General features: G+C 62.7%; 12 protein-coding genes and 1 pseudogene. 10 read left to right on the top strand and 3 right to left on the bottom strand.

All coding sequences use genetic code 11. The features are described 5' to 3' along the window. Positions 1 to 98: 98 nt before the first annotated feature. Positions 99 to 863: an IclR family transcriptional regulator gene (locus PQR54_RS10245; RefSeq protein WP_408245271.1), complete on the bottom strand. Its 765-nt coding sequence runs from the start codon at positions 861 to 863 to the stop codon at positions 99 to 101. A gap of 204 nt (positions 864 to 1067) precedes the next feature. On the opposite strand from PQR54_RS10245, the gene sauS reads away from it, so the two are divergent. The 3 genes from sauS (at position 1068) to PQR54_RS10260 (ending at position 5681) form a co-directional block, all read left to right on the top strand. Further along, complete coding sequence (gene sauS, locus PQR54_RS10250) at positions 1068 to 2513, top strand: acylating sulfoacetaldehyde dehydrogenase (protein WP_408245272.1); 1446 nt, start codon at positions 1068 to 1070, stop codon at positions 2511 to 2513. Next, on the top strand, positions 2510 to 4165 hold the full coding sequence (locus PQR54_RS10255; RefSeq protein WP_408245273.1) for an AMP-binding protein: 1656 nt from the start codon (positions 2510 to 2512) through the stop codon (positions 4163 to 4165). The genes sauS and PQR54_RS10255 overlap by 4 nt, the downstream gene beginning before the upstream one ends. A 133-nt stretch (positions 4166 to 4298) precedes the next feature. After that, positions 4299 to 5681, top strand: a complete 1383-nt coding sequence (locus PQR54_RS10260; RefSeq protein ID WP_408245274.1) for an MFS transporter — start codon at positions 4299 to 4301, stop codon at positions 5679 to 5681. 128 nt (positions 5682 to 5809) lie between these two features. On the opposite strand, the gene PQR54_RS10265 is transcribed toward PQR54_RS10260, so the two are convergent. Further along, positions 5810 to 6157 (bottom strand): winged helix-turn-helix transcriptional regulator, encoded by a 348-nt coding sequence (locus PQR54_RS10265; RefSeq protein ID WP_408245275.1) that lies wholly within the window; start codon positions 6155 to 6157, stop codon positions 5810 to 5812. 128 nt (positions 6158 to 6285) lie between these two features. On the opposite strand from PQR54_RS10265, the gene gstA reads away from it, so the two are divergent. The 5 genes and pseudogenes from gstA to PQR54_RS10290 all read left to right on the top strand — a co-directional run. Then, positions 6286 to 6891: a glutathione transferase GstA gene (gene gstA / locus PQR54_RS10270; RefSeq protein ID WP_408245276.1), complete on the top strand. Its 606-nt coding sequence runs from the start codon at positions 6286 to 6288 to the stop codon at positions 6889 to 6891. Positions 6892 to 7304: 413 nt separating this feature from the next. Then, positions 7305 to 7637, top strand: coding sequence for a DUF4148 domain-containing protein (locus PQR54_RS10275; RefSeq protein ID WP_408245277.1), 333 nt, complete (start codon positions 7305 to 7307; stop codon positions 7635 to 7637). Between the two features lie 88 nt (positions 7638 to 7725). Next, on the top strand, positions 7726 to 8064 hold the full coding sequence (locus PQR54_RS10280; RefSeq protein WP_408245278.1) for a DUF4148 domain-containing protein: 339 nt from the start codon (positions 7726 to 7728) through the stop codon (positions 8062 to 8064). A gap of 474 nt (positions 8065 to 8538) precedes the next feature. Next, a complete protein-coding gene (locus PQR54_RS10285; RefSeq protein WP_408245279.1) occupies positions 8539 to 10089 on the top strand; it encodes a SulP family inorganic anion transporter in 1551 nt (516 codons plus the stop codon). Next, positions 10007 to 10273, top strand: a pseudogene (locus tag PQR54_RS10290) (ESPR-type extended signal peptide-containing protein); the annotation flags it as partial. The gene PQR54_RS10285 and the pseudogene PQR54_RS10290, both read left to right, overlap by 83 nt. Before the next feature lie 25 nt (positions 10274 to 10298). On the opposite strand, the gene PQR54_RS10295 reads toward PQR54_RS10290, so the two are convergent. Continuing rightward, the gene (locus PQR54_RS10295; RefSeq protein WP_408246083.1) at positions 10299 to 10532 is read right to left on the bottom strand and encodes a hypothetical protein; all 234 of its coding nucleotides are present in this window, start codon (positions 10530 to 10532) and stop codon (positions 10299 to 10301) included. A gap of 142 nt (positions 10533 to 10674) precedes the next feature. Here PQR54_RS10295 and PQR54_RS10300 point away from each other — a divergent pair, with 142 nt between their 5' ends. After that, the gene (locus PQR54_RS10300) at positions 10675 to 11982 is read left to right on the top strand and encodes a TolC family protein (RefSeq protein ID WP_408245280.1); all 1308 of its coding nucleotides are present in this window, start codon (positions 10675 to 10677) and stop codon (positions 11980 to 11982) included. A 10-nt stretch (positions 11983 to 11992) separates the two neighbouring features. Next, a complete protein-coding gene (locus PQR54_RS10305) occupies positions 11993 to 13468 on the top strand; it encodes an efflux RND transporter periplasmic adaptor subunit (RefSeq protein WP_408245281.1) in 1476 nt (491 codons plus the stop codon). Positions 13469 to 13473: the final 5 nt, after the last annotated feature.

Consider the following 13473-nt stretch of genomic DNA (forward strand, 5'->3'; position numbering starts at 1 on the left):
GCGTGCCCTAGTCAACCGTTAAGGACACGTGCGACGCGCGTCGCTTGAGAAAGCCGTGCTACCTACGCGTATGTACGTTATCGCAGTCTTCAGCGGCGTCATTCTTGAAACGTCTTCGCCGTCTCTTCCGCCGCGTGGCGCAGATCGGGCACAAAGGCGAGCAGGTCATTGAGCGTCACCCTACCCACCGGCGCTTGCACGGCAATCGCCGCGCAGGCGCGATTGCGATCCAGCATCACCGGCACCGCAATCGCAATCAGCCCTTGCAGATGTTCCTGGTTGTTGATCGCGAGCAAGCGCCGCCGCGTGGCGGTCAATTCCTTGCGCAATGCTTCGCGATCGGTGATCGTCCGTTCCGAATAACCACGCAGAGGCAGCGTCTCGATCACGCGTTCGCGCCGGTCCTTCGGCAAAAAGCTCAGCAGCAGCTTGCCGCTTGCCGAGCAGTGCAGCGGCACATGGGAACCCGGCTGCAAATGCATGCGCAGCGGCCATTCGGTTTCGACACGATCCACGTAGATCACATCGTTGCCTGACAGCATGGTCAGATTGCAGGTCTCGCCGATTTTCGCCACCAGCTGTTCTAACAGCACGTGACGCGCGGCGGCCGGTCCCGCATGCATCAACACATTGACCGCGAGCATGCGCACGCGCGGCGAACATTCGTAAAGACGATCGCCCGCGCCGCGCGTGACGAGCCACGCATCCATCAATTGCACGAGGATGCGGTGAACGGTCTGCTTGGGCAGACCGAGCGCATTGACGAGCTCCGTCATCGAGAGCGGGCTGCCCGCTTCGGCAAGCGTTTCGAGTACGCGAAATGCGCGCACTGCAGCTGCATTCGACTGGTTTGACGTCGACATCCCACTCCCTCGCCAGCGTATTCACAGCGTTGATTTTGCATCGACTTGATTGCTTTTCGGGACTATGGAAAGTACCGAATTTTGCGTTTTCCGATGCTGGCGAACCCACTGCAATGGATAGCTCGAAAAACGGGACTTCGCCATAAGCGCGGCTGGCTAGATTGATAGCACTGCAATCAATCTATTCACGCGGAGCGAACCCATATGAACGTCAGGGCCACAGGAGCGGAAATCGCGGGCCACCATGCGGACGACGAAGCCGAACGCATCGTCGCCACGCTCGTTGCGAAAGCGCGCGCGGCGCAGCGCGCTTTCGAGCATGCAGGACAACAGGCGCTCGATACCGCCGCCGACGCCGCCGCGTGGGCCATCATGGAGCCCGAGCGCAACCGGCAACTGGCGGAACGCGCGGTGCACGACACGGGCCTCGGCAATGCCGACGACAAGTTCCGCAAGAACTATCGCAAGACGCTCGGCCTGCTGCGTGATTTGCACGGGCAAAAGACCACCGGCGTGATCGCGGAAGACAAAGCAAGCGGCCTCGTCGAGATCGCGCGCGCGGTCGGCGTGGTGGCGGCGATCACGCCGTCGACCAATCCGGCGGCGACGCCGGCCAACAAGATCATCAACGCGCTCAAATGCGGCAATGCAGTAATCGTCGCGCCGTCCCCCAAAGGTTACTCGTCTTGCGCGCTGTTGATCGAGTTCATTCACGCACAATTCGCAAAGGCCGGCATCGATCCGGACCTCGTGCAGATGTTGCCCACGCCGATCAGCAAGGCGGCGACCGCTGCGCTGATGCGGCAGTGCGATCTGGTCGTCGCCACCGGTTCTCAGGCGAACGTGCGCATGGCGTACGCGAGCGGCACGCCTGCGTTCGGCGTGGGCGCGGGCAACGTGGCTTCGATCGTCACGGCGTCCGCGGATTTGCATGATGCGGCGCGCAAGATCCTGCGCTCGAAGACCTTCGACAACGCGACGAGCTGTTCGTCCGAAAACAGCATCGTGCTCGAAGACGCCATCCGTCAGCCGATGCTGGCCGAACTGACCGCGTGCGGCGGCGTGCTCCTCGACGCCGCGCAGAAGGCCCGCTTGCAGGCTGCGATGTGGGTCAACGGCAAGCTCTCCGAACAATGCACCGCTAAATCCGCCGAAGTGATCGCGCGCGTGGCGGGTCTGGAGGAAGTCGCCGCGCGTCACCCCGCGTTCCTGATGGTGGAAGAAAGCGGCGCGGGCAGCGACTATCCGTTCTCCGGAGAAAAACTCGCGCCGGTCCTCGCCGTGTATCGCGCCGCCGACTTCGATGCCGCGGCAGAAGTCGTACGCAGCATCTACGCATACATGGGCGCGGGCCATTCGGTCGGATTGCATTCGAGCGATGCCGCGCAAGCGGTCCAGCTCGGCGTGACGTTGCCCGTCGCGCGCGTGATCGTGAATCAGGCGCACTGCCTTGCCACCGGCGGCAACTTCGATAACGGCTTGCCGTTTTCGCTGTCGATGGGCTGTGGCACGTGGGGCCGCAATAACTTCTCGGGCAATCTGGGTTTCCGCCACTATCTGAACACGACGCGGGTCGCTTATCCGATCGAAGAGCGCGTGCCGGAAACGGACGAATTGCTCGGCGACTTCTTCGCGAGGTACGGCCGATGAACACGCCCGCCACCCTTCGCGCGTTGATCGACGAGCGCGCCGCGCAGCATCCGGACAAGCCCTTCCTGCTCGCCGCGCTCGACGACGATGAAACACCGGTGCCCGATCGGCGCGCGACCGTCCTGACGTTTCGCGAATTGCGCGACGACTGCCGTGCGCTGGAGGCACGCTTCAGGGAAGCGGGTCTGCAACCGGGCGAAGTCATTTCCGTGTTCATGGGCAACGGCATTCAGACGGCTCGTCTGCTGCTCGCTGCCATGTACAGCGGACTCGTCGCCAATCCGCTCAATCTGCTGTGCCAGCCCTCGCAGGTGCGCTATATCGTCGATCACTCGGATACGCGGATGATCTTCGCCGCGAATGACACGCATGCTGTGATCAGCACGGCAGTCGCCGAATTGCGCGCTGCCGGGCTGACGCGCGAAATTGCGCTGATCCAGACCGAACCTGAGGATGCGGAACCGCCTTCGCTGGCGAAGCATGAACCTGCGTTAGTCGAAGCCGCGGCACATGGCGCAAGCGCTGCCGCAGCGCCGGCGCTCGTCAAGCGCGGCGGCGCGCCGCGGCATATGACGGACCGCGCAACGGCCCACGAACCATCAGCCGACGACGTCGCGTTGCTGATGTACACCTCGGGCACCACGGGCACGCCCAAAGGCGTGCTGCTGACGCATCGCAATCTGGTGGCGAACGCACGCAACATCAGCGCCGAACACCGGCTGACGTCGGACGATCGCGTGCTCGCGTCATTGCCGCTTTATCACATCAACGGTCTGGTCGTGACGCTGCTTGCGCCGCTGTTTCATGGCGGCTCGGCGGTCATGACGTCGCGCTTCTCCGCCCGCACGTTCTGGCGAGACGTCGCGCTGCACGCCTGCACGTGGATCAATGTGGTGCCGACGATCGTCGCGTATCTGCTCAACGCCGACGAAGCCTGCACCTACGATCTGTCGGCGCTGAAGTTTTGCCGCAGCGCGTCCGCCGCATTGCCCGCCGATCATCATCGCGCGTTCGAGGCGCGCTTCGGGATCGGCGTGATCGAAACCATGGGCATGACGGAAACCGCCGCACCGGTTTTCAGTAATCCGTATGAAATGGAGCGGCGGCGCGTGGGGAGCATCGGCGTGCCTTCGGGCGGCGAGGCGAAGGTGATCGATCGCGAAGGGCGCGAGTGTGCCGCCAACGAATGCGGCGAGCTGGTGTTGCGCGGCGAGCAGGTGATGAGCGGCTATTACAAGCGGCCCGAAGAGACAGCTGCTGCCTTTACGCCGGACGGCTGGCTGCGCACCGGCGACCTCGGTTATCGCGACGCGGACGGCTACTTCTACATCAACGGCCGCGCGAAGGAACTGATCATCAAAGGCGGCGAAAACATTGCGCCGCGCGAAATCGACGAAGCGTTGTTGCGCCATCCCGATGTGCTGGACGCGGCGGCGGTCGGTGTGCCCGATCCGGCCTACGGCCAGGAGATCGTCGCCTTCGTGGTGGCGCGCACGAGCGACGGCCGCGCCGCGCCCGATCCGGCGGATCTGCGCGCGCACTGCGTGCGCGAACTCGGACGCTACAAGACACCGAAAGAGTTTCGCTTCGTCGATGAACTGCCGCGCGGGCCTTCCGGCAAGGTGCAGCGGCTCAAGCTGGTGCCCACCTGACGCGGCGCCGCTCGCGAGCGGGCAGGGCGCGGGCGGAGACGCATCTTAGTCGCAGTGCGGTAGATCGGGTGGCCTCTCAGGGCCATCGTCGATGCGCAGTAGAGATCGATACATACAATAGAAAGGAGACAGCATGGAAACGCGTATCCGGCGTGTCAAGACACGCCATATCATCCTGGCGGTCATGTGCCTGATGTACTTTATCTCGTACATCGATCGCGTGAACATCGCGGTCGCCGGTCCATTGATTCGTCACGAAATGGGTCTGACGACCGTTCAACTCGGACTGGTGTTCTCGGCCTTCGCTTATCCGTATGCGGCGATGCAGATCATCGGCGGCTGGCTCGCCGACAAGTACGGGCCGAAACTGGTGCTCACCGTGCTGTCGCTGATCTGGGGCGTCGCCACGCTCGCCACGGGTTTCGCGGGCAGCGTCACCATGCTGGTCTTGATGCGCTTCGCGCTCGGCATCGGCGAAGGCGGCGCGTTTCCGACCGCGACGCGTGCCTTCACCTACTGGATGCCGGTGGCCGAGCGCGGTTTCGCGCAAGGCATCACGCACAGTTTCGCGCGGCTGGGCGGCGCGATCACGCCGCCGCTGGTGCTGGCCGTGGTGGCGACCGGCGGCTGGCGCGACGCGTTCATCCTGCTGGGCATCGCGAGCCTCGCGTGGACCGTGCTCTATCTGTTCGTGTTCACCAATTCGCCGGAACAGAACCGGCGCATCACGCCCGAGGAAACCGCGGAAATCGGTTACCGCGCCGGCGATTGCGACCGTGCCAAACATGCGGCCACGCCGTGGCGCAAGCTGGTGCGCCGCATGTGGCTCGTGACGTTCGTCGACTTCTGCTATGGCTGGCTGCTGTGGGTTTATCTGACGTGGCTGCCGTCCTATCTGCGCGAGTCGCGTGGATTCGATCTCAAGCAACTGGCGCTCTTCACCGCACTGCCGCTGCTGGCCGGCGTGATCGGCGACACGCTCGGCGGCGTCGTGTCGGACAAGCTGTACAAGATCACGGGCCGCTTGCGCTTTGCGCGCTGTACGGTGCTGGTAGTGGGCATGGGCGGTTCGCTGGTGTTTCTGCTGCCGATGGTGTCCGCCACCGATCCGCTCACGGCCGTGTGGTTCCTGTCGGCTTCGTTCTTCTTCCTCGAAATCACCAACCCGGTTTTGTGGACGCTGCCGCTCGACATCGCCGGCAAGTATGCAGGCACGGCCGGCGGCATGATGAACACGGGCTTCGGTGTCGCGGGGATGGTGTCGCCGGTGGTGTTCGGCTATCTGATCGAGAAGACCGGCAGCTACAACGTGCCGTTCAATATCTCCGCGGGCCTGCTCGCGGTCGGCATCCTGGCGGCGCTTTTTATCGACACGAGCAAGACAGTCGAAGCCGATGAGGAGCGCGAGCGCGCCGCGGGCGTCGAGTTGGGCGGCATGCCGTCTTTCCTGCATGCGGGCGCGGGTGTGAGGCTGGAGCGCCATCACTTGCGCCGGCCGTTGCGTTGGCGCAAGTGATACGAGTGGCGTTGGTGACGGGAGTGGCGTGAGTTGCGTAATTCACCCGATCCACGTAATTCACGCAGGGCGGGCGCATGAGCGGCGCCCGTCGCTTTTATTTGGCGGTTGGCCCGCATGCGCAGCTTCTAACGGAATTTCAGCCTGTCACCTACCTTGGCTATGGCTGCGATGGCAGGCAGGAATTCGGCGCCCAAAGCGGTGAGGCTGTATTCCACCGATGGCGGAGATGTCGGCATCACCTGGCGGCTGGCAATTCCTTTTGCTTCCAGATCCCGCAAACGTGTTGTCAGCACCTTGGCCGAGATCGCGGGAATGTCCACGCGCAGTTCACTGAATCGGCGTGGTGCGGCACTTAGACACCAGATGATTTCAGGAGTCCAGGCGCCGCCGAGCAGGGCCATACACTTGCTGAGCGGGCAGATGTTTTCAGGCGCTGGTGAGCGGTTTTTTCTGAGTTTCAGAGACAAGTTCATGCTCCATTTGGCGATTCAAGGTTACCAAATGGATACCACAGATTGCTGCTAACCGGAAGAAAGAGGGTTTTATCACCGAGTCGAATGTGGCATCGTTTCATTGCACTTTTCAATGACAAGGATGCCTGATGAAACTGTACTTTGCGGCCGGAACATGTTCTCTTTCTCCCCACATCATCTTGCGCGAACTGGGTGTGAAGTTCGAACTGGAGCGGGTCGATCTTGCGACCAAACTCACTGAGCACGGAGAAGATTTTCTTGCGATCAATCCCAAGGGGTACGTAGCCGCCCTGAAGCTAGACAACGGCGAGGTGTTGACTGAAGGCGCGGCAATCGCGCTGTACCTGGGCGAGGGCACCGATCTCGTGCCGCCGCTGGGAACGATGGAGCGCGCGCGCCTGCACGAGGTGCTGATCTATATCGCGGCTGAACTGCATCAGGCGTTTGGTTCGCTGTTCCATCCCGAGACTCCCGAGGGAGAAACCAGCGCAAGGGCCAGGGTGTTTGCGCGGCTCGAATTCGTCGAGTCGCTATTCGCGGATAACAGGGATTACCTGCTTGGCAGCAAAGCGTCGGTGGCGGACATGTATCTTTTTGTGGTCGTTCGCTGGACTGAGCACCTGAGTATCGACTTGCATCGCTGGCCACGGCTGAGTCAATTCATGCATCGCTTTGGCGAACGTCCTTCGGTTCAGGCGGCCCTCGCTGCGGAGACGGAGTCAGAAGTTCAGTGAGCGGTCGCGCAAACACCGCTACCGATGACTAGAACGAAGCGGCGTCCCCGCGTCCCTGCCCCTCACCTCGTAAGCGCTGAACACCCTGAGTTGCTCATCTGACGCATCTTCCATTTGAAAATCTCGACTCTACGGGTGTTCGGCGCCAGATGCTTCGCGCACTCCACTTAGGCAGGCTAGAGAGTGCTCCACTTCTCTCTGTCCCATCGCTGCGCACATCTCGCGCATCAACCTTTGCATTGGTGAAAGCATGCTGACGCATCATTCATTGCCAACACGAGCAGCAATGTGTGACGCGTGTATGACTGCGCGGCCTCCTGACAAAAACATCATCTTGCAATCATCCTGACGTTTCTTCCGCTCGCCAAACTGGAGTCGAGTCAATAACGACACCACTTTGAAAGGAGGTTCAGATGAAGTTGCGGAAAGTACTAGCTACTGGCCTGCTAGGCGCTCTTTTATCCCCGCTGGCTTTTGCAGACGTGGGGCAGGCGTCTTCCGGCCATGCGCCCGTCAAGGAAACTGGGAGTTACGGCGGCGTACCGCAAACCACTCTGTCGTCGAGTGCGGCATCGGTGGTCAAACCGGCGCGTCAGGGAAAGACACGCGCTGAAGTTCGCCAGGAACTGCTTCAGGCCTATAAAGACGGTCTCATACCGACGACCGAGGCCGACTATCCGCCGAGCAGACGGACTATCGAGCGCAATAAGGCACTGTTCGCCGAATCCGAACGCTACGTCGAGTAGCCGGAAAACGTGCGTGTTCGTCTCGCCGTTGTCTCTCGCAACAACCCGCGCGCATGCGCGGCATCGTTCGACACCCACGGAGTCGCATATGAAATCGATCATCAGTCTTGCCCTGGCTTCGGCCGTACTTGTTGCTTCTGCTGTTCAGGCTCAGGGCTTGACGCGTGCCGAGGTGAAGCAGCAACTCATCGAAGCGCAGGCGAATGGCTTGCACTACGTAACCGAGTCATCCTATCCAGAGGTGCATCCGAGTTTCGCCAACAACGTGAAGGCCAAGGCCGCGACACAACCGGCGCAGAGCGACGAAGGCGGCGTGCCGGCAGGATCGCATGAATCCGGCAGCGTGCCGCACGGACTGCCGATGCCTGACGGCAATCCGCACTGCGTTGGGCCAGTGAGTTTCTGCAACATCTATTCAGGTTCGTGATGCCAGCCCTCGAGCACGGCGGCGCGGCTGACGTGGCAAGCGAACCTGCTACTCCATGCTCACAGCAAAAGCCCCCGTCGCACCGAATTCGCCGCTGTGCTGGTCCATGAGCGAGTGGGCCATCGCGGGGCCGAACGCGTACCGATGCCCACTCATGGCGCGGTCGAATCGACACGATAGAACGACTTGAAGGCATGTTCCGGGTCGTCATCTCAGCGGCCTGTTCAGCATCAACGACACCCACATCCGACAGAGCGTCCCGTTCGCTGCGTCGCGCAACTGCTCGCTCATAGATCTGTTTCATCAAGCTCATTGAGCATCACGCATACGTGACGGACTTCTCATTTGTTAGTCATGCACACGCACCTTGTTGCCATTAAATTCAGGTAACCGACTTGCGCTGTTTCAAGTGCCTGTCTCCCGAAAGTCCCGTTGATCGTGGGCTCGTACGAAACGTCTGGATACACAATCATCATGAATCTACGCGAACAGTTTGCATCGTTTCCCCGCGACATGTTTGCCGGCACTGTCGTCTTTCTCGTCGCACTTCCGTTATGTCTCGGCATTGCCAATGCATCCGGCGTCGATCCGTTCGCCGGCCTGCTTTCCGGCATCATCGGCGGTATAGTCGTCGCTTTGCTGAGCGGGTCGCATCTGAGCGTCAGCGGTCCGGCGGCCGGGCTGGTGGTGATCGTCGTCGACGGGATGACGAGGCTCGGCAGTTTTTCCTCGTTCCTGATTGCGGTTCTGCTCGCGGGCGCCATGCAGTTCGGATTCGGCCTGCTCAAGGCGGGCCGCTTTGCCGCCTATGTGCCGTCTTCCGTCATCAAAGGCATGTTGGCGGCGATCGGCCTGTTGCTCATCATCAAACAGGCACCGCTCGCGGCAGGTCTCGCCAATGGCAGCGCGAGCGTCACGAGCGGCACGGTCGTCACGCCGTTCGGCGCGATGTCCGTGGCCGCATGCGCGATTGCGCTCGTATCGCTGGCTATCCTCGCCAGTTGGGAAACCAGGTCCGCGCGACGCTTCGCTTTCGTGCGCCATGTGCCCGCGCCGCTGGCAGTCGTATTGTTCGGTATTGCGGTCACGCTGTTGCTGGACTTCGTTGCTCCGGCGTTCGCGCCGCCGCTCGAGCATCGCGTGTCGCTGCCGTCGCTGGCCTCGTTTGCGGCATTGGACAAGGTGTTCAACTGGCCTGAATTGACGCACTTGCTGAACCCGGACGTTTGGCGCCTGGCAGTGACGATCGCGATCGTCGCGAGTCTGGAAACGCTGCTCAGTCTCGAAGCCGTCGAGCAAATCGATCCGAAGAAACGCCCTGTGCAGCCGGATCGCGAACTCAAGGCGCAGGGTATCGGCAACATCGTGGCCGGTGCGATCGGCGGCCTGCCGATCACGTCCGTGATCGTCCGCAGTTCCGCGAACGTCGAAGCGGGTGCGCAAAGCCGCTGGTCGGCCGTCGTGCATGGCGTGTTGCTGCTCGTGAGCGTGTTCGCGCTGACAGCGGTGATCAATCTGATTCCACTCGCGAGTCTCGCCGCCATTCTGATCTTCACGGGGCTGAAACTCGCCAAACCGTCGATGTTCGCGAATGCCGCGAGACAAGGCTTCGCGCGTTTCGCACCCTTCATCGTGACGATCGCCGGCGTGCTGCTGACCGACCTGTTGATGGGCATCGTGCTCGGGATCGTGTGCAGCGTCGCGTTCGCTATTCATGCGCACATGCGGCGGCCAATCACCATGGCGCAGCATGACGACCACTTCCTGCTGTCCTTGCGCAAGGACGTGTCGTTTCTCGCGAAGGTCAGCCTCAAGGAACATCTGAAGGCGATTCCCGATCACGCCACGGTGATACTCGACGGCAGCCGCGCGGATTTCATCGACCCCGACGTGCGCGAAATGATCGATGAATTCGTGAAAAACGCTCCCGCACGAGGCATTCATGTCGAGTGCCGGCAGCTGGGGTCGGCTGTCGAGGAGCGCGCGAATTATCAGCGTTTCTGGATGTTCCTTCGCAGGCAATGAGCCACGGCAGTACGGGCGGGATCGGCCGGCGCTGGCGACGCTCGTGCTGCAGGCCTTCAGCTGGCTGACGTTGGTTCGACTGGATATTTTATTTGCGAATACTATCTATCGCATTGTTATGAGCGCGGTGACGGGCCGCTCGGTCGTGACTTCGGAGTTAGCCAGGGGCGGTGGGAAGAGCAGCATTTCTGGCCAATCGTCTCTTTTTTTCAGTAGGGCGGCTCGACCGGCGCAGCCGCCGACGTGGGCAGCGCGTTCGGCAAGGTGGACACCGCGCTGGGCGCGCTCAACACCTCCATCGTCAATATCATCGACGGCAACGACGGCACATCGGGAGTCGGTGCGACCTGGAGTGTTGCCGTGGGCACGAACGCAACGGTGACGAGCGACACTGCGATAGCACTCGGCGGCGCGGCGGCAACGGGTGACAACGCGGCGGCCATATTTCTTAGCGGTCAGGCCACGTTGCGCCGCCGACCTCATCCACGCTGCCGCCGAAGATGACGGAAATCTCATTCTTCCACCATGTTGGCATGGCGGCGGGACCGTAGCATCGGTCGCACCTCGTCAACATGTCACGTCACCATGCTTACCCGCAACCTGGCTGCCGCACTAGCGATCGCCGCGGTGAATCCGGCCTTCGCGCAATCCGCTGCGCCGCTGGCGCAAGACAATCGACCTTCACCACTAACCACACAAGCTGCGCCGCCCGAGGGCGCCGCCTTGTCGCTCGATGAGGCGCTCGGTATCGCCGCCGAGAACAATCCGCTGCTGCGCGGCGCGCGCGCCGATGCCGATGCGTCGCGCGGCACGTTCATGCAAGCAGGCGCCCGCCCCAATCCGCAACTTTCGCTGCTGCAGGAAGGGTTCGGTAGCATGGAGCGCACGTCGACGGCGCTCGTCAATCAGACCGTCGAACTCGGCGGCAAGCGTCAGGCGCGCCTCGACGTCGCCTCGTATGGACGCGAAGTGGCGCTCGCCTCGCTCGATGCGCGCGGCGCGGCCCTGCGCTCGGACGTCATCGCCGCGTTTTACGGATTGCTCGCGGCGCAGCGCCAGTTGCAAGTGGCGCGTGAGTCGGCCGATATCGCGACGAGATCGGCGGAGCTAGCGGACAAACGCGCGCGGGCGGGCAAGGTGTCGCCGGTTGAGGCGACCAAAGCGCGAGTCGCGGCGACCGGCGTTCAGATCGAACAGGCCAACGCGGCGTCGCGGCTGACCATTGCCGCGGAAAAGCTCTCGAACGTGACGGGCAGTCCTCTCGTGCGTGGACGCCCTGTGGCAGGCGACATCGAAAACGTGCCGGCGCTCGAACCGCTCGCCGAACTGTTGCCCCAACTGTCCGACGCGCCGCTCGCGCGCGCCGCGCAGGCCGAGACGCTGCGCAGCAACGCCGCGATCGCCGTCGAGCGCGCGAAACGTATTCCCGATATCACGTTCAGTGCGGGCATGAAGCGGGTCGTCACCGGCGGGGTGCCCGGCAACCAGGCGGTGGTCGGTGTTTCCATTCCGCTTCCGCTGTTCGACAGCAACCAGGGTGCGCTGCTCGAATCGGTACACAAAGCCGAGAAGGCGAGTGCCGACTTCGATAGTGAAAAGGCGCGCCTGCAACTCGATCTGACTCAGGCATACGCCAACTACGAGCGCTCGAGCCTGGAGGCAAGGCGTTTGAAAACCGATGTCCTGCCGGCCGCCCGCGAGGCGCTCGACGCGATGTCGCGCGGCTACGAGCTCGGCAAGTTCAGCTTCCTCGACGTCCTGGACGCGCAGCGCACGCTGTTTCAGGTCCAGTCGCAATACGTGCAGGCACTGACCGATGCGCACCTGGCCTACGCCGAAATCGGCCGGCTTGTCGGCGTTCCGCTGCCCGGCAGCGCACCCCGTCTACCTTGAAGGATTTCTCATGCTGAGCAGAAAACTCATTATCGCCACGGTGTTGGCCCTCAGCGGCGTGAGCGTCGCGCTCGCCGTGTTCGCGTTGACGCGGGTGCCGTCGACAACCGCGGGCGCGTCGAGCGCCATCGAAACATCGGCAAGCCCTTCGGCTGCGCCCGGCCAGCATGGCGGCAACGTTTACCGACACGGCGCGCTCGCCGTCGAAGTAGTCCTGTCCGAGAAGCCGGGCGACGCGCGGCTCGTCGTCTATCCGTTTATCGATGGCAAACCCGCGGACAAGGACCTGGCCGTGTCGGGTTCGCTCAAGCGCTACGACGGTTCGATACAGCCGTTGCGATTCGCGTCGGCGGGTCAGACGCTGACGTCCGCAGAACCGATCGCGAAGCCACATGTCTTCGACGCAACCATTGAGCTTAACTGGCGTGGGCAATCCGCATCGTTCGTGTTTTCGCGGGCCGATGGAGCAATCGCGCTCAGCGCGGCGCAAATCGACGCGGCGCGAATCCGTCTCGACCGCGCCGGTCCCGCGCAGATTCTCACGACATTCCAGCTTCCCGGTGAGATCAGGTTCAATGAGGATCGGACAGCTCACGTCGTGCCGCGCGTGGCGGGAATCGTCGAACGAGTGAATGTCTCGGTTGGCGAGAAGGTCGCGCAGGGGCAAGTGCTCGCGGTCATCGCCAGCACCGATCTTGCGGATCGCCGAAGCGAGTTGCTGAGCGCGGAGCGCCGGCTCGCCGCTGCGCGAGTCTCGTATCAACGCGAAAAGACGTTGTGGCAGGAGCGTATCTCGGCCGAGCAGGACTATCTCCAGGCGCAGGTCGTGTTGCGTGAAGCCGAGATCGCCACGCAGAACGCCCGCGCGAAGCTGGCCGCGCTGAATGCGCCGCCATCGGGCGGCGCCTTGAATCGCTATGAATTGCGCGCGCCTTTTGCCGGAACGCTGGTCGAGAAGCACGTGACGCCCGGCGAGGCGATCGCGGCGGATGCCAAGGTATTCGTCCTCTCCGACCTCTCGTCCGTGTGGGCCGAAATGGCGGTGCCCGCGCAGCGCCTGAACGATGTGCGTGTCGGCCGCGAAGCGACGGTCAGCGCCACCGCGTTCGACTCGAAGTCGAGCGGTTCGATCAGCTATGTCGGCGCGCTGCTCGGCGAGCAGACCCGTACCGCGCCGGCGCGCGTGGTGCTGCCGAATCCGGACGGCGCGTGGCGGCCGGGCATGTTCGTCAATGTGTCGGTGGATGCCGGCAAACAAAGCGTGCCGCTCGCGGTGGCGAGCGACGCGCTGCAGGAGATCGACGGCGCGCCCGCGATCTTCGTGCAGTCGCCGAGAGGTTTTGTCGCGCAGCCCGTCGAGACGGGACGGCGTGACGACAAGGTCGTCGAAGTGGTGAAAGGACTTCGGCCGGGTCAGAAGTATGCCGCCGCGAACAGCTTCGTCCTCAAGGCCGAACTCGGGAAAGGCAGTGCCGAGGAAGATTGACGCCC

Source organism: Paraburkholderia phytofirmans, assembly GCF_046028095.1.
Taxonomy (GTDB): domain Bacteria; phylum Pseudomonadota; class Gammaproteobacteria; order Burkholderiales; family Burkholderiaceae; genus Paraburkholderia; species Paraburkholderia phytofirmans_A.

What these genes read in the sequence shown, in the direction of transcription:
- PQR54_RS10245 (WP_408245271.1), bottom strand. Translation starts at nt 863, where the DNA reads ATGTCGACGTCAAACCAGTCGAATGCAGCTGCAGTGCGCGCATTTCGC.
- sauS (WP_408245272.1), top strand. Translation starts at nt 1,068, where the DNA reads ATGAACGTCAGGGCCACAGGAGCGGAAATCGCGGGCCACCATGCGGAC.
- PQR54_RS10255 (WP_408245273.1), top strand. Translation starts at nt 2,510, where the DNA reads ATGAACACGCCCGCCACCCTTCGCGCGTTGATCGACGAGCGCGCCGCG.
- PQR54_RS10260 (WP_408245274.1), top strand. Translation starts at nt 4,299, where the DNA reads ATGGAAACGCGTATCCGGCGTGTCAAGACACGCCATATCATCCTGGCG.
- PQR54_RS10265 (WP_408245275.1), bottom strand. Translation starts at nt 6,157, where the DNA reads ATGAACTTGTCTCTGAAACTCAGAAAAAACCGCTCACCAGCGCCTGAA.
- gstA (WP_408245276.1), top strand. Translation starts at nt 6,286, where the DNA reads ATGAAACTGTACTTTGCGGCCGGAACATGTTCTCTTTCTCCCCACATC.
- PQR54_RS10275 (WP_408245277.1), top strand. Translation starts at nt 7,305, where the DNA reads ATGAAGTTGCGGAAAGTACTAGCTACTGGCCTGCTAGGCGCTCTTTTA.
- PQR54_RS10280 (WP_408245278.1), top strand. Translation starts at nt 7,726, where the DNA reads ATGAAATCGATCATCAGTCTTGCCCTGGCTTCGGCCGTACTTGTTGCT.
- PQR54_RS10285 (WP_408245279.1), top strand. Translation starts at nt 8,539, where the DNA reads ATGAATCTACGCGAACAGTTTGCATCGTTTCCCCGCGACATGTTTGCC.
- PQR54_RS10295 (WP_408246083.1), bottom strand. Translation starts at nt 10,532, where the DNA reads ATGGCCGCCGCGTTGTCACCCGTTGCCGCCGCGCCGCCGAGTGCTATC.
- PQR54_RS10300 (WP_408245280.1), top strand. Translation starts at nt 10,675, where the DNA reads ATGCTTACCCGCAACCTGGCTGCCGCACTAGCGATCGCCGCGGTGAAT.
- PQR54_RS10305 (WP_408245281.1), top strand. Translation starts at nt 11,993, where the DNA reads ATGCTGAGCAGAAAACTCATTATCGCCACGGTGTTGGCCCTCAGCGGC.